The sequence below is a fragment of the Gemella sp. 27098_8_155 genome (genome assembly GCF_041433725.1).
In the GTDB taxonomy this organism is placed as follows: Bacteria; Bacillota; Bacilli; order Staphylococcales; family Gemellaceae; genus Gemella; species Gemella haemolysans_D.
Genome location: NZ_JAPWCA010000009.1, coordinates 40,001 through 65,078, shown reverse-complemented (window position 1 = coordinate 65,078; position 25,078 = coordinate 40,001). Strand labels below are relative to the sequence as shown.

Genomic DNA, 25,078 nt, shown 5'->3' with positions numbered 1-25,078 from the left:
TTATATTCTATTAATTATAGATTTTCTGGTTTATATGCATCTTTTTTATATAATTTCAATACATCAGAATAAAATCTATCTGCTAAAAATGCAACTGTAAATGGAATTACGAAGAATGCCAATAACACTGGTAATAAGTTACCATTATTCATTGCATATGATTTAGAAGGTCCGATTAAACCGATAATACCAAATCCTGCACTCTCGTGTGTCCCAAGAATTTTTAGGAAATATCCTGAAAGTCCTGTAATTGCTGCTGTTGTTAAAATTGTTAATAATAACTGTGGTTTACGTGCACAGTTTGGCATCATAAGCTTGATTGCACCTAAGATAATAGCCACACTAGCACCTTTACTTTTCGCTCTATATGTACCGATAGCTAGAACCGCTGCTGCTGAAACTAATCCTAATGTTGCAGCTCCCGCTCCTACATAGTTTTCATTAGAAAATAGTATTAATCCCATTGCAACTGTTGATACAGGCGTAACGATTAAGAATGAAAATGTCATCGTTATTAAAATACACATTAACACTGGTTGTAATGTTGTAAATTCAAAAATGATTGATGCTAAAAGTCTAGTTAAACTTTTAGTATATGGCAATGTTACTAACCCTAATGCCGCTACTAATCCTCCAGTGATTGGTAAGAAAATAATTGTAACAGCTCCGAATTTATCTTTAACAAGGTTAATTGCTAAAGCTCCAATAATTGTAATTAAAATGACGTTAAATAAATCTCCCATTGGAACCCCAGTCCATGCTTTTGCTTGTGCATTAAAAGTTAAAGATCCACTTGCTGCTAAGACTGTCGCTCCTAATACTGCTGACTCTAATGGTTTGAATTTTAAACTTTGTCCTACAATAACTCCTACTAAAACTGGAATTGCAAATTGTAATAAATACATCGCTTGAGTTAATGTAGTGAATAATCCAGGTGCAAATAATGTTCCTAAATATTTAAATAATGTACTCAGAACTGCATTTGGAATTAATCCTGCAACAACTCCTAAAGCTGTACCGTTTAAAATTATATTAAGAAAATCCCTTACTGATTTCGTCATACACATCCTCCTTTGTTTGTTTTTAATGAATATAATAAATATAATAATATAAAATCAAACAAAAGTAAAGAATTTTTTGAAAATTTATCTATTTTTTCTTTATTTTATTGTGTAAATCGTATACAAATTAAAAAGCAGCTAACATCATTAGGTATAAAATGATATTTAGCTACTTTTTAAATATTTTTATTTCATAACAAAGTAACACTATAATAATGGTTTTTTATTTGGTGTACCTGCTTTTCTAGGATATTTGTTAGGTGTCTCTTTAGCTTTTCTTATTTCTAAAATATGACGCTCTTCACCTTCAATATCGAATTCTAAATCTTGTTCTAACTTTCCACCTAGAAGTTTTATTGCATTAATCGCTTCTTTAGTCTCTTCTTCCGCCTTTTGTGCTTTTAAACTTAAGAAATATCCACCTTTTTTAACTAATGGTAAACACAATTCAGCTAAGACATTTAATCTTGCTACCGCTCTAGCAGTTACTATTTCAAAATTTTCTCTGTAGTCTTTATTTTGTCCAAACTCTTCTGCCCTAGCATGAACAAAATTACAATCACTAAGTCCTAGTTCATCTTTTACTAAATTTAAAAATTTAATTCTCTTGTTTAACGAATCAACAATCGTGACTTTTAAATTTGGAAATAATATTTTCAACGGGATTGAAGGAAAACCTGCTCCACTACCGACATCACAAATACTTTCAATATTAGAATAATCTTTATAGAAAGCTAGTGAAATTGAATCAAAAAAGTGTTTTGTATAAAATTCATCTTCTTCGGTAATAGCAGTAAGATTTATCTTCTGATTCCATTCAACTACTAAATCATAGTATTTACTATACTGCTCTTTTTGAAGTTCTGATAATTCTATCCCTACCTTTTCTTTTACTGCAGCATAAAACTGTTCTTTATTCATTATTTGTTCCTCTACGTTGTTCTAAATATACTAATAAAATAGAAATATCCGCTGGATTAACTCCTGAGATACGAGATGCTTGACCAATGGTTAACGGTAATACTTTTTTTAGTTTTTCCCTTGCTTCTAAAGCTAAACTTGGTACTTCGTCATAACTCAGATCTGTAGGTATTTTCATCTCATTCATCTTCTTAAGTTTTTCTACTTGTTGAAGAGATTTTTTAATATAACCTTCATATTTAACTTCGATTTCAACTTGCTCTATTACATCTTTAGGAAGAACTGTTTCATCATTAGCTAAATATAGAACATTCGCATGAGTTAGTTCTGGACGTCTTAGCATATCAATCGCCAGAATACCATCACGAATTTCCGCGCTATTTAATTCTGCTAGTTTTTCTAAAGTACCAGCTGTTGGAGTTATTCTGAAAGTTTTAAGTCTTTCAATTTCATCAGCAACCATCTTACGTTTTTCACAGAATTTATTATATCTCTCTTCAGTTACTAAACCATAGTTATAAGCTTTTTCTGTTAAACGCATATCAGCATTATCATGACGTAATAATAACCTATGTTCTGCTCTTGAAGTTAAAAGTCTATATGGCTCGTTTGTTCCTTTTGTTACTAGGTCATCAATAAGAACTCCAATATATGCTTCATCACGACCAAGGATCATTGGTTCTTCTCCTAGTACTTTACAAGCGGCGTTTATTCCAGCCATAATACCTTGACCTGCTGCTTCTTCATAACCACTCGTACCATTAATTTGGCCTGCAGTAAATAATCCATCAATTAATTTCGTTTCTAAAGTTGGCCATAAAGTTGTTGGATTTACTGCATCGTATTCAATCGCATATCCATTACGCATAATTACTGCATTTTCAAGTCCAGCAATACTACGTACCATGTCACGTTGAACATCATCTGGTAACGAAGTAGATAGACCTTGTACGTATATTTCTTTCGTATTTCTACCTTCTGGTTCTAAGAAAAGTTGATGTCTTTCCTTATCGTTAAAACGAACATATTTGTCTTCAATACTTGGACAATATCTTGGTCCTGTTCCTTTAATCACTCCAGAATACATAGCTGAACGTCCTAAGTTCTTATCGATAATTTCATGTGTTGTTGAATTTGTATAAGTCAACCAACATGGTACTTGATCTTTAACAAATTCTTTAGTTTCATAACTAAATGCATGTTCTTCTTCATCACCTGGTTGAATTGCTGTTTTAGAAAAATCTACACTGTCCGCATTAACCCTTGGTGGTGTCCCAGTTTTAAACCTAACTAAGTCAAATCCTAATTCTTCTAATTGTTTCGCAAGATCGATAGATGGCATCTGGTGATTTGGTCCAGAAGAATATTTAATATCTCCAATTACAATTTCACCACGTAAATATGTACCTGTAGTTATAATAATTGTTTTTGCTTTATACGCTGTTCCAAGCATAGTTCTTAATCCAACCACTTTATTATCTTCAATAATAAGTTCACGTACCATTGCTTGCTCAATATCTAAGTTTGGAGTATCTTCTAAAATTCTCTTCATTTCTAATTGATACTCAACTTTATCAGATTGCATTCTTAGTGCACGAACTGCTGGTCCTTTTGCTGTATTCAACATTTTACTTTGAATATTAGTCTTATCCGCTACTCGTCCCATTAGACCACCAAGTGCATCTACTTCACGTACAACAATTCCTTTTGCCGGTCCTCCCACACTCGGGTTACATGGCATAAAACCAATAGTATCTAAATTAATTGTAATCATTAGAGTCTTAACACCTTTTCTACTAGCGGCATGTGCTGCCTCAATTCCGGCATGTCCCCCTCCAATTACAATAACATCATATTCTTTTAAAAATTCAGTCATAGTACCTCCATATATTTTAACGTAATTGCAAAATAATGCTTTGACCAAAATTTTGATATATTACTAAATTTTTACCTTTATAATATTATCACATCGAGAAGAAAAACACTAATAATATACATATGTTCATAAAAAAATCGTAGCACTTTCGTACTACGATTTAAATTATTTATTCTGTTACTTTATCAAACTCATAAAATTTATCTTTGTTAAATAAACCTAAGTGTTTATCAACCATTATTGAGTTTGTCATACCACCACTAACATTTAAACAAGTACGTCCCATATCTAAAATTGGGTCTACTGCTAAGATCGGGTTAATTTGATTGAATAATGCTCCAAAACCTACTCCGTTAACTGAAACTGAAGCAGCTGTAATTGCTGTTCCAGGAACTCCTGCGATACCTACAGAACCTAATGTTACTACAATAACAGTCATGATAAATAATGTTGCATCAATTGTTATTCCATTTGCATTAGCTAAAAATACTACTAACATTGTTGGATAAATACCAGCACATCCTTGCATTCCCGCTGTAGAAGAGAACGAAGCAACAAAGTTTGCTGTTGACTGGTTAACCCCCATTTCTTTAGTTAAAGTATTAATAGTTAAAGGTAATGTCCCTGCACTTGAACGTGAAGTAAATGCTAAAACTAATGGCTTACTTGCTTTTTTGAAATATGTAACAGGTGAAACACCATGTAGTAATAAGAATAATCCTTGAATTACAAATTGAATTACTACTGCTACATATAATAATCCGATAAACAATAATACATCTTTAATTGATTTTAATCCTCTTTGTGCAATTGTGTTAGCTAGTAACGGAATTACAGCATAAGGTAATAATCTAATTATTAGTACTGTCATTCGAGATACAATAGCATGTAAATTAGCAATATAGTCAATGAAAGTTTTTACTTTATTTTCATCTTTATTTTGAATATATCTTGCCGCTAGTCCGACAAACATAGCAAAGATTACTACACCAATTACATTAAAGTCAACCATTGCTTTTATAGGATTTGAAGGAATCAATTCACGAATAATTGTAACAACATTTTTTACTTCTTTAATTTTACTATCTCCATTACCTAAAACGATAGAACTACTTCCAAGTTTAAATACTGCAGAAACTACAAAACCAACAATAGAACTTATCGCAACCATTCCTAACGTAATAATCAGTGTTAATCTGGTTAATTTTTTAACATCAGTATTAGCATTAATATTTACAATTACATTGATAATTGAAACTAATACTAATGGTACGATTAACATTTTAATTAAATCAATAAATCCATTCCCAAATAATGAATACCATGTAGTTGTTTCAGCAACATATTTAATCTTCATCGGTTCATCACTAAATCCTGAATATGCTTGTATACCAATCCCTAGAAGTAAACCTATTGCTGTTGATAATAACGTTCTTTTTGAAGAACTAACCCTTTTTTTTGCTAAATAATACATTAAGTAAAATAACGCAAAAAGTACTACTAAAAATAATAACGTTTCTTTTGTAGAAATCATAATAAATTTCTCAAAAAATGTAAATTTGTTTTCCATTTTCTATCCTCCAAATGAGTTTTTACTCATCTTCTTTTTTTGTAAAATTTTAATCTTAAATTTTACTCCATCTACAGATAGAATGGAAAAGATAATGACCTTTTTCCATATTGTACCTCCATAATGTAAAAGATAGTTAAATTAAACTATAATTTTCAGAAATTTTCAATAGTTTTGCTCAAAAAAATTTATTTTATAAATTCTTTTTATTTACTTAATATTTTTAATAAGTTATAATAATGATTAGTTATTATTTATTTACTAATAGAATGGAGGGGTTTTTTTGAATATTAAATTAGTTTACGCAAGTTTAACAGGTAATACTGAAATGTTATCTGATTTGATAATAGAAAAATTCGAAGAAGAAAAAGGTCTAGAAATAGAAAAACTATTTATCGAAGACATGGAAGATTTTGATTTTCTAGATGATGCAGATGCTTTTATCGTTGCAAGTTATACATATGGTGAAGGTGAACTACCTGAAGAAATGGAAGAATTTTACGAAGCATTAGCAGACAAAAACTATGAAGGAAAAATCTATGGGGTTATTGGAACTGGTGATACTATCTACGATGAGTACTGTGTTTGTGTAGATCAATTCGATGAGCAAATCGCAAAAACTGGTGCTACTAATCCAACTGAAAATCTTAAGATTGAAATTGAAGCAGATACTGACGAAGATTTCGAAAATATTGATAAATTTATTGAAGCATTCGCTAGCGCTCTATAATAAAAAAATGGTTATGAAAAATCATAACCGTTTTTTTATTATCCTTTAAAGAAAACATTAACTCTTTCAAATTCGTCTTCCCAATTATTCCAATCTAGTCTAATCTTAGAATTATCTTCAAGAATATCTTCAACTAAGTTTTCGATTGTAATTTCTTCTAAAGCAGTTTTAATCGCTTTATTTACAGTGTTAACTTTTTTCAAGTACTTACTGTAACGTTTATCAACTGCTAAGGCCCCTTCAAAAATTTTTGAAACGTAATCTGTTTTCAGTGCAAAAATTTCTACTTCGTCATTTAGCGCTACATATATATCATATAAAGTAACTTTTTTATTTGACTTGTATTTATATCCCCCGCCAATACCAGTGTTAGCTTTTACTAGATCATTGACAACCAATTTTCTCATAATTTTTTTCAGATATGTTGGAGAAATATTTAAACGCTGGCTTATTTCCTTAGAATTCAAGAAAACATGTCTATCTTGAAGGTATAACATAACCATTATACAGATTGCTTGTTCAGTACTCTTTGTTAAATGCATAAACTCAACCTCTTTTCTTTTTAATATAACTCTACTTACATCCTTATTTTATGATATATTTTTATAATTGTCAAATGTTATCTTAATTTTTCTCCCCAGTATTGATAATAGGTACATTCAATGGAACCATTAAAAAGTTTTCTTCTTTTTGTTGCTTTTTTTCCATATAAATGTTCAAACATTTTATGAGATGTTAATAAATAAAGTGACCAATGTTTCTTATTTTTAAGCTCAGTTCCTAAAAACTTATACATTGCTTCTACTTCTTTTTTCTCACCAAGACGTTCACCATAAGGTGGGTTTGCAATTACACATCCAGTTTCTTTTTTTGCTACAAAGTCAAATACCGACATTTGTTTGAACTTAATTACTCCTGCAAGACCAATTTCCTCAGCATTATTTTCAGCTGTCGCTATCATTTTAGGATCAATATCAGAACCATATAATTCTAGTTCTTTTTCATAATCAATAAGATCTTCTGCCTTATTTCTTTCTTCTTCTACAAGACTTTTTGGCATCCATGGCCACTTTTCAAAGTCAAAGTTTCTATTAATACCAGGAGCCATATTTTGAGCTGCCATAGCCGCTTCTATCAATAATGTTCCAGATCCACAGAATAAGTCATATAAAGGTGTTTCACCTTTCCAGTTAGTTAGTTTGACCATTGCTGCTGCTAGTGTTTCTTTTAATGGTGCTGTTCCTTGTTTAGCTCGATATCCACGTTTATGAAGACCATCTCCAGAAGTATCCAATAGAATGGTTGCAATATCATTCAACATAATTATCTCTAATCTATATCTGGCACCAGTTTCTGTTAGCCATCCAGTAACACCATAACTCTTCTTCATTTTTTCTACTATTGCTTTTTTAACAATTGATTGACAGTCTGAAACACTGAATAATGTAGACTTATGGCTACGTCCATCTACAGGGAATTTAGCATCTACTGGAAGATATTTATCCCATTCTATTTCTTTTGTTTTTTCAAATAACTCCTCAAAAGTATAAGCTGGAAATTGTGCAACAACGATTTTCACCCTATCAGCACATCTTAACCATAGATTTGAACGAACAATCGCTCTTTTATCTCCTGAGTAATAAACTCTCCCATTTTCTACTTTTGTTTCATAACCTAATTCTTGAACTTCTTTAGCCACTATTGCTTCAATACCCATAGGGGTCGTTGCTACTAAATTAAATTTCATCTCTTCCTCCTTAAAAAAAGAGGCTCCTAAGAGCCCCTAGAACTAGTTGTTTTTCTTATCATAAGCCATATTCTGTATCTACCTTACTCAATCGAGTCTAGTCTACTCTCGTAAAAATAGCTGTGATCATCTGTCTAAATATATACATATTTCCTATTCCTACATTCATTTCTGCGGAATAAGTGCTTCTACCAAAATTTGAATTGCTCACTCAAGGGGTTTACCGCGTTCCACTTCTTATATTTCTACAAGAACTCCGTCACTGTGGCACTTTCAAGACATATAACCATATAGAAAACTACTTAGGTTATATTTTCTGCCGTCACCATAAGGTGCCTAAACTTATTTTTTCGTTTAGCGTTGAACACTACAAGCATCTCAGCCTGTGTGAGTATGGACTTTCCTCAGCATTACTGCCGCGATCACTCAAAGAAAAACACTTATACTACTTTACACTAAAAATATTATTTTGTAAACAATATTTTAAACTATTTTTCTAAAACTGAAATTTTCCCTTCAGCAATTTCTTCTAATGCTTTACCTACTTCTTTATGAGAAGTATATTTATCTAATTTTGCTGTTTCAGGGTTTGCAAATAATTCTCTAGCTCTTTTACTTGCTAATGAAACTAACATATATTTTGAATTTACTTTTGATTTTAATACATCTAATTTTGGATATAACATCTTCTTCTCCTACATTTCTTCTAATTCTAATAATGCTCTTCTATATTTCATTTCTATACGTTCACGTTTTAAATGTTCACTAAGTATAATCGCTTTGATTCTTTCTACAGCTTTATCTACTTCATCATTCTCTACAACATAATCATATAGATGCATCATATTAATTTCTTTTTTTGCCTTAGCTATACGTGATTCTATTACTTCATCGCTTTCAGTACCACGACCTTTTAATCTATCTTTAAGATCTGCAATACTTGGTGGAGCTAAAAATATAAACAAGGCATCTGGAATTTTACTTTTAACTTTCTCAGCGCCTTGGACTTCAATTTCTAAAAATATATCTTTTCCTTTTTCCATCGTCTCCCTAACGTACTTAACGGGAGTTCCATAATAATTGTCGACATACTGAGCATATTCTAATAATTCACCTTGTTGAATTAAACTTTCAAATTCTTCTTTTGTTTTAAAGAAATAATCAACTCCATCTTCTTCTCCAGGCCTCATGCCTCTTGAAGTCATTGAAATTGAATATTCGAAGTCAACATCATTACTTTCAAAAATTCTCTTTCTTACAGTACCTTTACCTACTCCTGAAGGTCCTGAAAGAACTATTAGTAATCCTTTCTCCATTTTTCGTATCCTTCTATCATGTTTTATTATCTTTTTATAATACCATAAATCGAAAAAAATTTAAACTATAAACATGTATATTTAAGTTGAAAATTAATTTGTTAGTATTTTTTAAAAATTCTTAATTTTTATTTCTAATAAACATCGCAATCTTAATCTATACTTTCTAAAAAACATATCTTATTATCGCTAAAGATACTATTCCAACTACAACAATTACTAGAAGACTTTTTGAAATAATAGCACTAACTACTGTAGGTAGAGACGCTAGTAGATTTTCATAATTGATTTGAGGAAATTCTCCAATTTTTTGTATAAATAAACTATCAAACCATAACGCTGACATTATAACAATCGGCACAAAGCTAAGATACTCTATTACCGCTTTAGGCAAATCAAACTTTTTCAATAATACAAATGGAAGTACTCTAGATAACCATGTTACAATTGTACATCCCAATATTGTTAAGAGAATATAACTAGTCGATAACATTTTTTAAAATCACTCCTATCGCACACCCTATTAAAGTAACTACTATTATCAATACATTACTAGGAATAAAAATCATTCCAAAATATACTAAAAATAACACAACGGTAATAACAATAAACTGAACCTTTTTCTTAATAGTAAAATCTGATAATACTTGCAGGTACAACAATCCTATAAACATTGCTACTAAAGCAAAATCTAAACCAAGAGATTTGGGATCCTTAACTATTTCCCCTAATAATGCCCCTGCTACTGATGAAGTAAACCATGTAAAATAAGATATTAAATTTGCTGTATTAAACCATTCATAAGTAAGATTTCCACCTGTATAGTTTTGCTTATTCATTCCTAAAGCAAAACTCTCATCGGTTAAAAAAGTGCCAATTACTATATTCTTAAACACACTATAACGTTTAAAAAATGGAGCTATTGCCATACTCATTAATATCATCCTCGAATTAATTAGAAATGTTGCTAGTATGATTGAAAGTATAGGAGCACCACTTGAGAGCATACTCACTGTAATAAATTGAGCTCCTCCTGCATAAATAAATAATGACATTGCTCCAACAAAGAAAGGATTAATCCCCACTGAACTAGCTATAATTCCAAATGCCAACCCTATACCTATATATCCAAACACGGTTGGTAATGTATCTTTTATAGCTGTTTTTGCATCCAATTTATCATTCATGTGTTCACCTTCCTTTGATGTTTAATATTTAATTTTTATCATTTGTTAAAAGTTGTCCAATTAGATCTTTATCTATCTTTTGCTTAACAGTTTTTTGTCCTGTATACGTCACTAATCCAGGTTTAGCACCAGATATTTTTTTCACGTTTTTTATTAATGTTCTATCTACATTAACATATTCTTCGTTTTTAAACTTCGAATAGTATGCTGCTAACATTGATGCAACTTCTATTGTATCTTCACTTGGATTATTATCAAAAATTACAACATGACTACCTGGAATATCTTTTGCATGAAACCATAAATAGTCACGTCTTGCTAATTTATTTGTAATAGTATCATTTTGAAGATTATTCTTTCCAACATAAATTGCTGTCTCATTATGATGAATAATAAAATAATTACTCTTGTTCTTTTTCTTATTAATTTTTATCTTTTCTTTTAAAATCCCATTAGCAATCAATTCTTCTTTAATCTCTGCTATATCTGTTTTATCCGCATTTTCAAGTTGGAATTTTATCGTCTCAAAATACCCTAAATCTTCTTTAGCTATCTCTATTTGTTCAATTAGATTCTCAATAGTTCTCTTATTCTTTTTATAAAGATTAAAATACTTCTCCGAATTTTTTTCAATAGTTAAACTCGGATCTAATTCTATCTCAATTTCAGATAAATCTTCACTATAAAAATTCTGCAACGTTACTGTTTCTGGTATATCTCTTTTAAATAAATAAATATTAGAAATCAATAGCTGACCTTTTAATTTGTAATCATCCCTATTTTCAGCTTGAATAAGCTCGCTTTCTAGTATACTTACCTTTTTATTTAGTCTATTTATTTTTGTATTAATAAAATTAAATAGTTTTCTGTCAGTATTCTTATTAATTGATTCTCTGGCTATGTCCATATAGTAGTAATCAAGGAGTTGTGATAACGAATCAAACTCTTTACTATATTCTTTAACGTCAAAGAAGTAAAAATCCTTTTTACCATTTTCTTCAATCAAAATAGGCTTATTATAGTTATCAAATTCCTCACAGAAGTTTAGAAAAGCATTTTTCAAATTCAACTCAGAATGTCTTTCGAAATAATTATTTAATAAAGCAGAAACACCATAGAAATTTTTCATTAAAAACTTCTTATCTTTATTCTCAAATTCTAAATTTTTATATTTGTCATAGTCGAATGGATCAAATTTCTCTTTAGTAGGAGGTAAAGTATAAGCCATGTTTGAAATTGTAGATCGTTTATATTCAAGACTATAACTATTTTTCAATGATTCAAGTATAATATTATCTTCATTAGTTAAAATAATATTAGAATGTTTCCCCATTAGTTCTGTTATTAAATAATAGTATTTCTCATATCCAAGGTCATCAAAATTTTTAATTTTAAAAATCAAAATACGATCATTATTTACTTGCTTTATTTCTTGTATTATCCCACCTGTTAAGTATTTTCTAAGTACAGAACAAAAATTTGAGGGTGTTGAAGGATTTTCATAACTATTATTAGTTAATTGTATTCTAGATGCACTTGGATTTGCCGATAGAAATAATTTCAAATTTTTCCCTTTTCTTATTGAAAAGACGAACTCATCTGTTGATAGATTATTTACTTTATTTATTCGTCCTTGTAATATACTTTCTTCTAACTCTTTTACCATCTTTCTTACAAAAAAACCATCGAATGCCATTTTTCTCCTCCTAAATCTAATATAATATATATTTTAAAATTATATCATATATCTTTCTATGTGTATATGAAAACTAGAAGTCCAAGTTAACAGAAAAAGAAGAGATAATAACTATATCATCTCTTCTTTATATATATTATTTATTTTCAAATCTTTTTGATACTAAAATTCCCCAAACTAATAATCCAAGTAATACAACCCAGAAAATCACAGTCCAAAGTGTTGAATGAGGAAAATCGTGTGGTATTAATCCTAGTTTTTCATGAGCTGCTGCTATAACAAATAGTTTAATACCTACCCAGCCAACTATTAAGAAAGCTGCAATTTCTAAACCAGGCTTAGTTTCCAATACTTTGATAAAGATATTAGCAGCATAACGCATTATTACAACACCTACAAAACCACCGATTACCATAACAGAGAATTGTCCAAGGTTAATTCCTCCGATTGATGCCTCTGAGATATGCGGTAATGTAATCGCAATTGCCACAGCTGCTAAAATTGAATCAATAGCAAAAGCTATATCTGTTAGTTCTACTTTTATAACTGTTGCCCAAAAACCACTTTGTTTTTTCGGCGCTTTTACTTCCTCTTCAGAATTTTTTTGTTTCTGTTTATCAAAAAATTCCTTGATATGCGTACCAGCCATATATATAAGATATAGTCCACCTAGTACCTGTATTTCCCAATACTGTGCTAAAATTGTAATTAGGAAAATTGCAATTATTCTAAAAATTAATGCTCCTGCAAGACCATACATTAAAGCATGTTTTTGATCCTTCGGAGGAAGATGTCTAACCATAACAGCTAGTACAATTGCATTATCTGCTGACAATAATCCTTCTAATAGTATCAAACTAAGCAACACTATTACATACTGAATTAATATCTGTGTATCCATTAAAATCTCCTTCTATCCGAATATTTTTTTTATTAATCTTACTATATAAATAACTATTACTAACCCAACAAAATTTAACACTACAGGTAAAAAAGTAGTAAGGTTAAATGTAATATGCTGATTCAAATTATTAAATGATTTAGTAAAAATAGTAAGCACACTATTATCTATTCTTTCACTTGCAAAGTTAAGCCTTGTTTTGATCATCTTAGCAATTACCTCTCCACCTAAAAAGTATAAAAGAGAAACAGAAATAGCCAAATTAGTATTATTGAATAATGTTAACGATAATAAGAATATAATATTTGCAAATAATAACAATAATATTAACATTGTTGCGAACGCTCCTGCAGTATTTACATTCATCATAATCGATTTTATTTCACTAAATAAACTATTCTTACGAACAAATAATAAAGCTAATAAACTTGATACTATTATTACATAATAAACTAAAAAGTAAATTAAATTAGCTAAAATTGAAGAAAAATCTCGGACACTTTTCTTTTTATGAATCTCAAAAAAAACATTTACCTTTGAAATATAATCTTCTCTGTACGAAAAGATGTAATTCAATCCCATAATAAATAATATTAGCACCAAATCTATTTTTAATACAATATTAAAAATAATATCCACTAAAGACTTATCATAAAATAATGATAAAGAATCTAATTTGAAAACTACACCTAAATTTAATAAAATTAAAATTAATGCGAATAGATAATTAAATTTCCTTCTAAATAACTTACCAAATTCAATCTTAAAAAACATTATAGATCATCCTCGCCCTCATATAATTTAATTTTCTCACCTAAGTTACGAATTTGATATACTTCAATACTATTTTTTAATAAACTATAAACTACTTCTTCAAGAACCTCTTCTCTTACTACTATTTCATTATCATGATATATAGTATACTGATATCCAGATAGTATATCATCTAGTTTTTCATTGTCAGAAATATTAATGGCAGTAAGTTGTTTTAAGATTAATAAATCTTCAAGATTTCCGAAATATGATTTAATCCCATCAGTAATAACTAGAACCTTATCTGCAATACTGTTATATCTATTTAACATAGTATCTAAAATAATTACATTGGCATTATTTGATTTATCCAAAACAAAATCACTAATAGCTTCCATATCTTCTGGAGTTAAATCTTTGTCAGTATTATCAATAATAAGAACATTTTGGTCTACTAATATTGAAAACAATATATGAAACTTACTAATTTCATTTGGTGATATGTCCTTATACTTAGAACTTGGTTTAAGACCTAAAAATTCTAAATCATTAGCTAAATCATCAATAGAATATTTCACATTGAATAATTCTAATGCTACTTTTAAATTTTTTAATAATGTTAAATCGTTATAAAATCCGAAATCTTTAGTAAATAAAAGTTTTTGCTTACTAACATCTTCATCATCGAAAAGAATCTCACCTTTATACTTCGTTCTTTTTCTAAAAGAATCTTTTAGAAGTTCTAAATTCTCCGATTTATTATTAATAATAGTTAAAATTTCACCTGTATCCACCTGTAAATCTAATTCTAAGATGGTATCTTTTTTTATTTTCTTTTTATATTCTCTAAATTCTAAAACCATTGCTTCTCCTATATAAAAATAACAAAATTTTATTACTCTTCTTCTAGATCTTTTTTTTCTTAAAAATATAAGACTACATCTTAATATAATACCATTGCTTTATCTTATTGTCAAAACAATAGTCAAAAAATTTAAAAAGATGATAGAAGATTAAACTCCTATCATCTTTTTAAAAAATTATCTTTTTTCTTTTACAAAAAAAGTTAAAACGATACCTAATACAAAACCAATTAAAGCAAAGTCTAACCATGCAAAATCTGCAGGTACTGGTAAGAATTTAACTTTTGCTAATAAATTATCAACAGCTGGTACTGCTAATTTAAATGTTGAAATTACAGTTGAATATAAACTAAATAATCCTGTAAATAACACTGTAGTTACATAAACAACTCTCTTTCCACCAAAGAAATTATTTAAGAATCCTAATAGGATTAATACCATTGTTAATGGGTATAATAATACTAATACTGGTACTGCACCTTGAATGATTGCAGCTAATCCATAGTTACCTACTGCAAATGAAAATAAAGTAAGTGCAATAGCATAAGTTTTATAGCTAACTTTATCATATAATCTTACGAAATATGAAGAACAAGCTGTTACTAATCCTACACTTGTTGTTAAACAAGCTAAAAATACAATAACGAATAATAGTAATTTACCAACATTACCGAAGTAAAAAGTTGTTGCCCCAGTTAATACTCCTGCACCTGTTTTTTGTAATCCTAATACTGAAACAGATGTAGCTCCAATATTTGAAATGAATACATAAACTAAAGCCAGTAATACCGCTGCAATAATTGCTGATTTAGCTGTATTGTTAAATACTTCTTTCTTAGTTTTAGCTCCATATAGTTTTACAGAGTTAATAACGATAATACCAAATACTAATGACGCCAATGCATCCATAGTATTGTATCCTTCCATTAAACCATTCGTAAATGCTAATGAAGTAGTAGCATATGTTTTTGTAGGTTCTTGAGCTACACCCATAGGTTTAACTAATGATGCAATAATTAACACAACCATTGAAAGTAGTAAAACCGGAGTAATTACTGTTCCAATTCTATCTACTAGTTTGTTTGGGCTAATAGCTAACCATAATGTTAATCCCATGAATAAAGCTAAGAAAATAGCCTGAGCAATTGTAGTATTTTCAGGTGCTACAAAGCTTGATAATCCTAATTCATAAGTTGTAGTTCCTGTTCTAGGAATTGCAAAGAAAGGTCCGATTGTTAAATATAATAAAGTCGTAAAAGCAATACCGAATCCTTTACCTGCTCTACTAGATAAATCTAATAAGTCCTCAGCTCCTGAGTACCCCATTACTATAACTCCTAAAAGTGGTAATCCCACTCCCATAATAATAAATCCTATCATCGCTGTAGATAAATTAGTTCCAGCGTTTTGTCCTAGGAATGCTGGGAAAATTAAATTACCAGCACCAAAGAACAGTGCAAATAACATAAGTCCGATTGATACATATGGATTTTTCTTTAAAAATTTCAACATGTCATCTCCTCCAAATAATTTTTGTTTTTTAAAGTATGTTATATACAATAATATATTTATTAACATTTGTCAATAGATTTTTAAAAAATATTTCTTTTTTTGTTGGATAAATGTTTTAAATTTTCTGATAATTAAACTTTCAAATAATTTAAGTGAATCGTTTTCTCAGTTAATTCACTATATTTAAATACGTTTTTTTATACTAATAAATTATTAGCTATCAATAATTAAAAATTAAAAAGATTTGACAATTAAATAAATTATCAAATCTTTTTTATTATTTCTATTTTTTAATTTCTTCTTTATAATCACAGTGATCACAATGAACACCTTTTTTACCTTCAAATAGAATATTATCACACTTAGGACAATTTCTATTTATCGGCTTATCCCATGATACAAAATCACAAGTTGGAAATCCTTCACATCCATAGAAAAGTTTACCTTTTTTAGATTTCTTTTCTAATATATCATGTTTCTTACATTTTGGACATTTTACTCCTACTTTTTTCTGAATTGTATTTGTATATCTACAATCAGGAAAATTAGAGCAAGCTATAAATTTACCAAATTTTCCTAGTTTAAATACTAGTGGAGAGGAACATTCTGGACAAGATTCTCCAGTAAATTCTTGTTTAATCTCAACTTTTTCCATTTCTGATTCTGCTTTTTCTACATCTTTTCTAAAACCACTGTAGAAATTATAAATTGTTTTTTCCCATCCAACTTTACCTTCTGCAATATCATCTAGCTGACTTTCAAGATTTGCAGTGAATTTTGTATTAATAATATCAGGGAAATACTGTTCAGTAATTTTACTTACTAATGTTCCTAATTCTGTTGGAGTAAACACCTTATTTTGCAACTTAGCATAATATCTTTTTTGTAGAGTATCCACTATTGTTGCATAAGTTGATGGACGACCTACACCTAATTCTTCAAGTTCAGCAATTAATTTTGCTTCAGAATATCTTGCTGGTGGCTGTGTGAAGTGTTGCTCTTCTTTTATTTCTTTAACCTTAGCATCTTCTCCAACTTCAAATTCTGGTGCTAATTTAACTTTTTCTTTTTCTTTTAATACAGCTAAAAATCCATTAAATAATAGATTAGAATGTGCACCACGATACACAACTTCATTGTTTTCAAAAGTAGTTGTACTAGTTTCATAAACTGCAGCACTCATGCGACTCGCAAGGAATCTTTCCCAAATCAATTTATATAACTTGTATTGATCATTTGATAGATATTCCTTAATTGAATCTGGTGTAAAATTAACATTCGTTGGTCTAATACCCTCATGGGCATCTTGAACATTCTTACTAGCTTTTCTTGATTTTACTGATGTGGCTAAATATTCTTTACCATAATTATTCAATATAAAATCACTTGCCATTTTTACCGCTTCATCAGAAACCCTCGTAGAATCTGTTCTCATATACGTGATTAAACCTGTAACACCACCTAATTTTTTAAGATTTATTCCTTCGTATAGCTCTTGAGCTACACTCATTGTTTTACGGGTTTTGAAGTTAATCTTTCTTGAAGCATCTTGTTGCATAGTAGAAGTAATATACACATTTGGTGCATTTCTATTTTTCTTAGTTTTCGCTACATCTATTACTTTGAATGTATCACCTATTATAGCTTTTCTTATTTTGTCTACATCTTTTTTGCTCTCAAGTTTAATTTTTTCACCTTTATACGAATAGAAATTAGCTGTTAAAACTTTTCTATTTTTTATAAAGTCTATAGGCATTGACCAATATTCTTGAGGTACAAATTTTTGTATCTCCTCTTCCCTATCAACAATTAGTTTTAATGCGGCATTTTGCACTCGACCAGCCGATAGTTTTGGTTTAACTTTTTTCCATAAAACAGGTGAAATATTATACCCTACAAGACGATCAAGAATTCTTCTTGCCTGTTGTGATTGAACTAAATCCGTATTAATTTTTCTTGGATGTTTAATTGCATCTTTTACCGCATCTTTTGTTATTTCATTAAATACTATTCTATTATCAGAATCATTATCTAAACCTAATATGTGAGCAATATGCCATGCTATTGCCTCTCCTTCTCTATCAGGGTCGGATGCTAGGAAAACTTTTTTTCCTTTAGCCTCTTTTTTTAGAGACTTGATTACATCACCTTTTCCTCTTATAGAAATATAATCAACATCTACACTCCCATTATCTAGTACTTCTACTCCCATTCTACTTTTAGGTAAGTCTCTTACATGACCTTTTGAAGATATTACTCTGTATTTTTTCCCTAGATATTTTTCAATAGTTTTTGCCTTTGAAGGAGATTCGACTATTACTAAATTTTCTGCCATTTTCTTCTCTCCATATTTTTTTAATAAGTAGTATCTTAAAACATTTTTATTAACTTGTCAACTTTTTTCAATGAAAATTAATCTATTTTTGTTAAGATTAACGGTTCTTGATTTTCACGAACTACAATTGTATGTTCATATTGAGCGATATATGAACCGTCATTTGCGACTAATTCCCATTCGTCTCTCTCTGAATTTCCTACAGTTTTTGCTTTTGTAGATACGAATGGTTCTACAGCTAAACACATACCATCTTTTAGGATAATGTTATCCCATGGATCAAAATAGTTGAAGACATGTTGTGGCTCTTGGTGCAATGAAGTTCCAATTCCATGACCAGTTAAATTTTCAATTACTTCTAATTTATGTTCTTTAATTTTTTTATGAACATTTTTTCCAATTTGATTAATTTTTCTTCCTGCAACAGCATGTTTGATACCTTCGTAAAATGCTTCTTTAGCAACTTCACATACTTTTTCTTTCATCGGATCATCAACTTTACCAACAACAAAAGAAATACCAGTATCAGCATAGTAACCATCTTTACACCCCGATACATCAATATTAAGAAGATCTCCATCTTTTAAAATTTTAGTACTAGATGGGATACCATGTGCAGCTTGATAATTTAATGAAATACATGTATACCCTGGGAAGTCATACTCAGTTATTGGAGCTGATTTCGCTCCATATTTTTCAAATAATTCTTTAGCAATATTATCTAGTTCTTTTGTTGAAACACCTGGAACTGCTTTTTTTACCATTTCATCTCTGATTGTTGCACAAATGAAACCTATTTCTTTCATTTTCTGTAATTGTTCTTCAGTTTTTATAATCATTTATATTCTCCTCACTATTTAATCAATTGATATAAGTTTTCTATTGAATACGTTGGTTTTTTTTCTTTGTCTTTCAATTCTTCGAAGCTTGTCACACCTGTTTGAACATGAATTGTATCTATTCCACTATTTATACCTGACATAATGTCTGTATCATAATTATCACCTACCATTACTATTTCATCTTTTCTATAATTGAATAATTTAATGGCAGATTCCATAATAATATTACTAGGTTTACCTATAATTGTAGCCTGCGTAGAAGTTGCATATTCCAAATATTTGACTTGCCCCCCATTACTTGGCACGAAACCCTGTGCAGTAGGTAATAATGTATCTGGATTAGTACCAATAAGTTCTGCTCCATTTAAAATAGCTTTAGTAGCAATAGCTAATTTTTCATATGTAAGTTCTCTATCTAGACCTACTACTACTGCTTCAACATCTTCTTCAGTATCCTTTTGGCAAAATGAACTTAGTGTATTCTTTACCCCAGCTTCTCCTATTACATATAAGTTTTTATATCCTTTAGATTCAAGATAAATTTTAGTAGCGTCACTTGAAGTAAAAACATGTTCTTCTGAAGTGTATATATCAAATTTCTTAAGATGCTCAGCGACATCTTTTGGTTCTTTCGTCGAATTATTTGTTAAAAATAAATAGTCTATATTCTTTTCGTTTAAATATTCAACAAACTCTTTAGCATACCTGATTTTTTTTTCTCCATTATATATAGTACCATCTAAATCTATCAGGTATAATTTATAATCCTTTATAGTCATGCTATTACTCCATAAGTTTCTATTAACATAACAGTAAAATCATCAAATTAAAATAATTTTCATCTAAAAATATTAATTAATATCAATTAATATTGCATAAGCTATATAAATCATAATTTTGATTCATTTTAACACATATTATGTTACTCTTTATATTTTACACCGTTTATAAAAAAAATAAAAGCATTAATTAGGTTTTTCCTATTTAATGCTTTAAATAAAATCGTTAAATATTCTATCTAAAAAGATTAACCATGAGTTCATTTCAGATAATTGTTTTTTCTCATGATACCAAACTATCATAATAACTGATTGTAACGTTATATACCACTTCAATCTATTTCTATATTTTAAAGTAGGTTCTTGACCATATATCGCTAACCATTCATTCCACTCGCTTTGAGGAATATATCTATACAGTACAAATGAAATATCGATTGCCGGATCACATAATATTGAGTGTTCCCAATCAACTAAAAACAGTTTCCCTTGATCAGATAACAACCAGTTATCTTTATGTAAATCTGTATGACACGGCGTATACTCAACTTCATCAACCGGAATAGAATTCTCTAAATAATTAAGTGCATTTACTATATTACTATTTTTACGAAGCTCGTCGGCAATAATTGATTTCAAATTGTATAAGGAACTCGCAGCTGTTTCCTCTGTATATCCCTGAGCCTTCATTATTTTCTTTAATTTTTCAGATCCATGAACTTTTTTTAAAATTTCAGGAATACGTTTATCAGTCATGTCTTCTGTATTTAATGTTCTACCATTTTCAAAATCTTGAGCAATTAATACATCCCCATTACTTATACGCTTAGTCCATCTTAATCTAGGTACTATTCCTTCTGCTGAAAGAGTTGCAATCATTGGAGTAGTATTTTTTTTAATAAAATATCTCTGATTATCTCTCGAACAAAAATAATCTTCTTGATATGTATCATCTAAAGTCCAGCCCATTTGATAATATTCTTTAGACATTTTTCTTACTGCTCCTTTCTTCAATCTCTTTTTCTAATTTTAAAAACTATAATGCACTATATATTTTACATTCTTTAATCATTTTTTTCAAGATGCTATTTTTAATTAAAATTAAAAATCTCAAAGATATTCTAATTTTAAAATTAAAAATATATAAGAATATCTTTGAGATTGACTTTTTATGTTACCTTGTGCTCTAAAATTATTATATCAAATAAATATTTTTATATAATTTTTATTCGCAGCAAAGTTTGTAAATTCCTTCTGCATAAATCGCAGTTGCTAATAATAAATCTTCAATTTCTAAGAATTCATTAGCTTGGTGCATTGTATCTTGTTTACCTGGGAAAAGAAGTCCAAATGCTACACCTTTTTTCAGGCATCTAGCATATGTTCCACCACCAAGTACAAATGCATCATTTTCAGTATCTCCTGTATATTTTCTATAAACATCCATTAGAGTAGTTACTAACTCATCATCTTTTGGTACGTAGTGAGCTTCTTTTGTACTAGTTACTTCAATATTTACATTATCAACTTTTATTGTTTCCAGTTTTTCAACTAGATTAAATTTCTTAGGATGGCGGCAGTCAGTTGATACTATCCCAACTTTTTCTGCTAAATCATATTTTAAAATACCATAGTTGTATGTTGATGCACCCATTTCATCATCAGAATAATTTATCCCTAATTTTTCACCGAATGGATCATTAGCTAATTTTTCTACTATATAATTAACGAAATTTTTACCATTAACATCTAATCCTAATGTGCTTAAAAATTCTGCTAATTTTGTAGCACCGTTAATACCAAATTGTGGTGTTGATCCGTGGGCAGCTTTACCTTTTAGAGCAAGCTTAATTGTATTACCAACTTCAACTTCTCCTTCTAGTTTTTCATTAGATAAGAATTTTTCAAATTTTTCTTTAATATCGCCAGCATCACCTTCTAATTCAGCTTCTGCACTTGCGATAACCATATTAAGAACCTGTCCACCATTAAATTTAACAAGTTTGTAATCGTAAGTTCCTTCTTCATCTTTGAAGATTAATTTATGGTCAAAAGTAACACGTGCTTTTTCAGCATAAACTAACGGGAACATAGCATCTGGTGTAAATCCTAAAGCAGGTTGTTCTTCATGTTTAAAGTATGATTCAACACATCTAAATCCTGTTTCTTCATCACTACCGATAATTAAACGAACACGTTTATTCCATTTTACACCCAGTTTATCTAAAAGTTTTACAGCGTAGTAAGCAGCCATTGTAGGTCCTTTATCATCTAAAGATCCACGAGCATAAATTTTTCCATCTCTAACTTCTGGTTTAAACGGGTAACTAATCCAATCAGCTTCAACTACTGGCACTACATCAACGTGACCAAGGATACCGAATAACTCTTCACCTTCACCAACTTCAATGTGACCAGCTTTGTTTTCTACTAATTTAGTTTTATAACCATCACGTTCTCCAAATGATAGAATTAAATCTAATGCTTCTCTTGGACCGCTACCAAAAGGAGTTTCCTCAGTTACATCAGTTCCTAAAATTGAACGAACACTTAATAAATCGAATAAATCTTTTAATAGATCCTCCTTATGATTTTGAACTTCTTGTTTAAAATTGATATTCATAATATATCCCTCCATTATTTATTTAAATTTTTTAGTTCCTTTTCTGTTAAATATCTATATTCACCTAATTTTAAATTTTCATCTAATTTTAATGATCCTATAGACAATCTCTTTAAGTATGTTACTGTAGTTCCTAAAGCTTTCATCATTCTTTTTACTTGATGAAACTTCCCTTCAGTTATAAATATATTTGCTCTACTTTTTTCCTCAATAGATTCGAGTATTTCTAAGCGAGCACTTTTACACTTATATCCTCCGTCTATAATAAGTCCATTCTCGACAATTTTGATATACTCATCTTTTAATTTCCCAGAAACTTCAACATAGTATTTTTTTTCTACATCTTTTTTGGGGGAAATTAATTTATGAGCAAGCTCACCGTCATTTGTCAGTAACATTAATCCTTCAGTATCCTTATCTAGTCTACCAACAGGAAAAACTTTATGCATACGATCTTTTTCTTCTAAAATATCAACTACTGTTTTTTCAACCGCATCTTCTGTAGCTGATACAACATTTTTAGGTTTATTCATCATTATATAAATATATTTTTGATAAACTAACCGTTCTCCATTCACTATAACCTGATCACATATCTCATCAACCTTATAATCAGGGGATTTTACTAGAATATTATTAATTAATATTCCATTTTTTATAATTTTTTTTGCTTCTGCTCTACTTAGTGTCGTCGTTGTACTTATAAATTTATCTAGTCTCACTATCCTCTTCTCCTCATATTTCTTAATGATAATAAGGTTATTGTTCTTCCAAACAAATACTTATCAAATTTCATTCTAGTAATACTAAAGAAGTAGACTGCAGCGCCTATAACAGCACATATAATAATTAATATCATACTAGAGATTTTTGACTCAATAACAAAATTAGAGACAATCGAATCATAAACCGCAGCGACTGCAATAAACATAATGAAACAACTACTTAAAAGAATAATTAATTTTGATAAAAATTCTAAAACTTTAAGTTTAACAATACTATTTATAATTACTAAGTTAATTATAATCATAACTACATAAGTTGTTATTGAAGATAAAATTACACCGTTTGTCTCATAATTAACTACAAATGGAGTAATCGTCATATATTTGACCGCCAACCCAATCACTATAGTTATAAGATTTATCAATTGTTTATTTATTGCTTGCATTATGATACTCGTTAAACTATAAAGAGAATACAAAATCGCAAGTGGTAAATAAAATCTAAGTAAATCTGCATTTATAAGACTCCTACTATAAAAAGTAGAATAAAGTGGATCGGCAAGAACATACATCCCAACCAATGCTGGTAATACCATCATCATAAGAGCCAATATTACTTTATTAATCTGAGAACTCACACTCACTTTATCACCTTGTGCAAATAATCGCGTAATAGAAGGTAAAAATGTACTTGAAAATGCTGGAGCAATAGCCACAGCTATCATTACTACCTTATTAACAAGTTGCAATGCAGAGAATCTTCCATCAACAATATCAGCTTTTCCTATTTTTGTCATACCATGAATAAAATTATGTTGATCTATTATATTTAAAATCGGGAATAATCCAACAATAAATATAAACGGAATTGAAACTGATAGAAATTCTTTTACTAATTCTCCAGTAGTAACCTCTATAGAATTACTATCTTCTGGAGAATTAAAATCTAAACTTCTTCTATATTTAGTATAAAAAAAGGATAGCGTAATTAAAGAAAACACAGCTCCTACTGCTGCAGCAAAAGTTGCACTAACATTCCCTTCAACGACTCCATAACCTAAAACTCTCATAATAAAATATGTTGCACCTAACATAAAAGCAATACGAGCTACTTGTTCCACGAATTGACTTAATGCTGATGGTAACATAATCTCATGGCCTTGGAAAAGTCCTCGAATACCTGCTGAAATTAATACAAGTGGTATTCCAAAACTCAAACTTTTTAGTACCAAAGCTCCTTCTTGTGGTGTGAATTTTTGTTGATTACTAATTAATATCTGTTCCGAAATAAATCCAGAACCAAAAAATAAAATACAAAAACCAATTATTCCCATTACTACAAGAATCCAAGAACCTAACCTATAGATTTTTCTACTTATACTATAAGCACCTAAAGCATTATACTTTGCAACTAACTTTGCTATTGCTAAGGGAACCCCCGCTGCAGAAATCTCCAATATAGTAGCATAATAACTATATCCATAATTGAACAAAGCCATCTGTTCTTCTCCACCAATAATTTGATAGAACGGAATTAGATATACAGCTCCCAAAACTTTCGTCAAGATTAAACTTATGCTAAGTATAGCAGTCCCTTTAAACAAGGAATCTTTTTTCAAAATTTTCACATCCAAACTTAAT

General features: G+C 29.5%; 23 protein-coding genes and 1 other RNA gene. 1 reads left to right on the top strand and 23 read right to left on the bottom strand.

The annotated features are described in order from the left end of the window. Positions 1–14: 14 nt before the first annotated feature. The 4 genes from O5Y44_RS05420 to O5Y44_RS05405 form a co-directional block, all read right to left on the bottom strand. Positions 15–1,061, bottom strand: a complete 1,047-nt coding sequence (locus tag O5Y44_RS05420) for a PTS sugar transporter subunit IIC (protein WP_271965553.1) — start codon at positions 1,059–1,061, stop codon at positions 15–17. A 207-nt stretch (positions 1,062–1,268) separates the two neighbouring features. Next, entirely contained in the window at positions 1,269–1,982 is a 714-nt protein-coding gene (rsmG, locus tag O5Y44_RS05415) for a 16S rRNA (guanine(527)-N(7))-methyltransferase RsmG (RefSeq protein ID WP_271965552.1), read from the bottom strand. Then, entirely contained in the window at positions 1,975–3,858 is a 1,884-nt protein-coding gene (gene mnmG / locus O5Y44_RS05410; protein ID WP_271965551.1) for a tRNA uridine-5-carboxymethylaminomethyl(34) synthesis enzyme MnmG, read from the bottom strand. Before mnmG ends, rsmG begins: the two co-directional genes overlap by 8 nt. Positions 3,859–4,027: 169 nt before the next feature. Continuing rightward, the gene (locus O5Y44_RS05405; protein WP_271965550.1) at positions 4,028–5,428 is read right to left on the bottom strand and encodes a cation:dicarboxylate symporter family transporter; all 1,401 of its coding nucleotides are present in this window, start codon (positions 5,426–5,428) and stop codon (positions 4,028–4,030) included. Between the two features lie 283 nt (positions 5,429–5,711). Here O5Y44_RS05405 and O5Y44_RS05400 point away from each other — a divergent pair, with 283 nt between their 5' ends. After that, a complete protein-coding gene (locus O5Y44_RS05400) occupies positions 5,712–6,158 on the top strand; it encodes a flavodoxin (protein WP_271965549.1) in 447 nt (148 codons plus the stop codon). A 38-nt stretch (positions 6,159–6,196) separates the two neighbouring features. Here the strand turns inward: O5Y44_RS05400 and O5Y44_RS05395 are convergent, their stop codons facing one another. The 19 genes from O5Y44_RS05395 to O5Y44_RS05305 form a co-directional block, all read right to left on the bottom strand. Continuing rightward, on the bottom strand, positions 6,197–6,700 hold the full coding sequence (locus tag O5Y44_RS05395) for an RrF2 family transcriptional regulator (protein ID WP_271965548.1): 504 nt from the start codon (positions 6,698–6,700) through the stop codon (positions 6,197–6,199). A gap of 77 nt (positions 6,701–6,777) precedes the next feature. Beyond that, positions 6,778–7,905, bottom strand: a complete 1,128-nt coding sequence (locus O5Y44_RS05390; protein ID WP_271965547.1) for a THUMP domain-containing class I SAM-dependent RNA methyltransferase — start codon at positions 7,903–7,905, stop codon at positions 6,778–6,780. Positions 7,906–7,961: 56 nt separating this feature from the next. Continuing rightward, an RNA gene (rnpB, locus tag O5Y44_RS05385) (RNase P RNA component class B) lies at positions 7,962–8,339 on the bottom strand. Between the two features lie 54 nt (positions 8,340–8,393). After that, entirely contained in the window at positions 8,394–8,591 is a 198-nt protein-coding gene (rpoZ, locus tag O5Y44_RS05380) for a DNA-directed RNA polymerase subunit omega (protein ID WP_003146858.1), read from the bottom strand. 9 nt (positions 8,592–8,600) lie between these two features. Beyond that, the gene (gene gmk / locus O5Y44_RS05375) at positions 8,601–9,221 is read right to left on the bottom strand and encodes a guanylate kinase (protein ID WP_314989800.1); all 621 of its coding nucleotides are present in this window, start codon (positions 9,219–9,221) and stop codon (positions 8,601–8,603) included. A 166-nt stretch (positions 9,222–9,387) separates the two neighbouring features. Further along, the gene (locus O5Y44_RS05370; RefSeq protein WP_271965545.1) at positions 9,388–9,714 is read right to left on the bottom strand and encodes an AzlD domain-containing protein; all 327 of its coding nucleotides are present in this window, start codon (positions 9,712–9,714) and stop codon (positions 9,388–9,390) included. After that, positions 9,701–10,408, bottom strand: coding sequence for an AzlC family ABC transporter permease (locus O5Y44_RS05365; RefSeq protein WP_371465664.1), 708 nt, complete (start codon positions 10,406–10,408; stop codon positions 9,701–9,703). Before O5Y44_RS05365 ends, O5Y44_RS05370 begins: the two co-directional genes overlap by 14 nt. Positions 10,409–10,436: 28 nt before the next feature. Further along, positions 10,437–12,104 (bottom strand): Rqc2 family fibronectin-binding protein, encoded by a 1,668-nt coding sequence (locus O5Y44_RS05360; RefSeq protein WP_271987469.1) that lies wholly within the window; start codon positions 12,102–12,104, stop codon positions 10,437–10,439. Between the two features lie 136 nt (positions 12,105–12,240). Then, a complete protein-coding gene (locus tag O5Y44_RS05355) occupies positions 12,241–13,005 on the bottom strand; it encodes a TerC family protein (RefSeq protein ID WP_271965158.1) in 765 nt (254 codons plus the stop codon). Between the two features lie 12 nt (positions 13,006–13,017). Beyond that, entirely contained in the window at positions 13,018–13,779 is a 762-nt protein-coding gene (locus O5Y44_RS05350) for an iron ABC transporter permease (RefSeq protein WP_271965159.1), read from the bottom strand. Then, positions 13,779–14,621 carry an ABC transporter ATP-binding protein gene (locus tag O5Y44_RS05345; protein ID WP_271987467.1) on the bottom strand — a complete coding sequence of 281 codons (843 nt, stop codon included), beginning with the start codon at positions 14,619–14,621 and terminating at the stop codon, positions 13,779–13,781. The genes O5Y44_RS05350 and O5Y44_RS05345 overlap by 1 nt, the downstream gene beginning before the upstream one ends. Positions 14,622–14,798: 177 nt before the next feature. Continuing rightward, positions 14,799–16,133 (bottom strand): branched-chain amino acid transport system II carrier protein, encoded by a 1,335-nt coding sequence (brnQ, locus tag O5Y44_RS05340; protein ID WP_371465663.1) that lies wholly within the window; start codon positions 16,131–16,133, stop codon positions 14,799–14,801. A gap of 283 nt (positions 16,134–16,416) precedes the next feature. Next, on the bottom strand, positions 16,417–18,468 hold the full coding sequence (topA, locus tag O5Y44_RS05335) for a type I DNA topoisomerase (RefSeq protein ID WP_271987465.1): 2,052 nt from the start codon (positions 18,466–18,468) through the stop codon (positions 16,417–16,419). A gap of 77 nt (positions 18,469–18,545) precedes the next feature. Then, complete coding sequence (gene map, locus O5Y44_RS05330; protein ID WP_271965167.1) at positions 18,546–19,307, bottom strand: type I methionyl aminopeptidase; 762 nt, start codon at positions 19,305–19,307, stop codon at positions 18,546–18,548. A 14-nt stretch (positions 19,308–19,321) separates the two neighbouring features. Next, entirely contained in the window at positions 19,322–20,089 is a 768-nt protein-coding gene (locus O5Y44_RS05325; protein WP_271965169.1) for a TIGR01457 family HAD-type hydrolase, read from the bottom strand. A 213-nt stretch (positions 20,090–20,302) separates the two neighbouring features. Then, positions 20,303–21,079, bottom strand: coding sequence for a phosphotransferase family protein (locus O5Y44_RS05320; RefSeq protein ID WP_271965172.1), 777 nt, complete (start codon positions 21,077–21,079; stop codon positions 20,303–20,305). Positions 21,080–21,314: 235 nt separating this feature from the next. Beyond that, entirely contained in the window at positions 21,315–22,712 is a 1,398-nt protein-coding gene (gene pepV / locus O5Y44_RS05315; protein WP_271987462.1) for a dipeptidase PepV, read from the bottom strand. Positions 22,713–22,726: 14 nt separating this feature from the next. Continuing rightward, on the bottom strand, positions 22,727–23,434 hold the full coding sequence (locus O5Y44_RS05310) for a pseudouridine synthase (RefSeq protein ID WP_271965176.1): 708 nt from the start codon (positions 23,432–23,434) through the stop codon (positions 22,727–22,729). Next, positions 23,434–25,065 carry a putative polysaccharide biosynthesis protein gene (locus O5Y44_RS05305; RefSeq protein ID WP_271965178.1) on the bottom strand — a complete coding sequence of 544 codons (1,632 nt, stop codon included), beginning with the start codon at positions 25,063–25,065 and terminating at the stop codon, positions 23,434–23,436. Before O5Y44_RS05305 ends, O5Y44_RS05310 begins: the two co-directional genes overlap by 1 nt. Between the last annotated feature and the right edge of the window lie 13 nt (positions 25,066–25,078).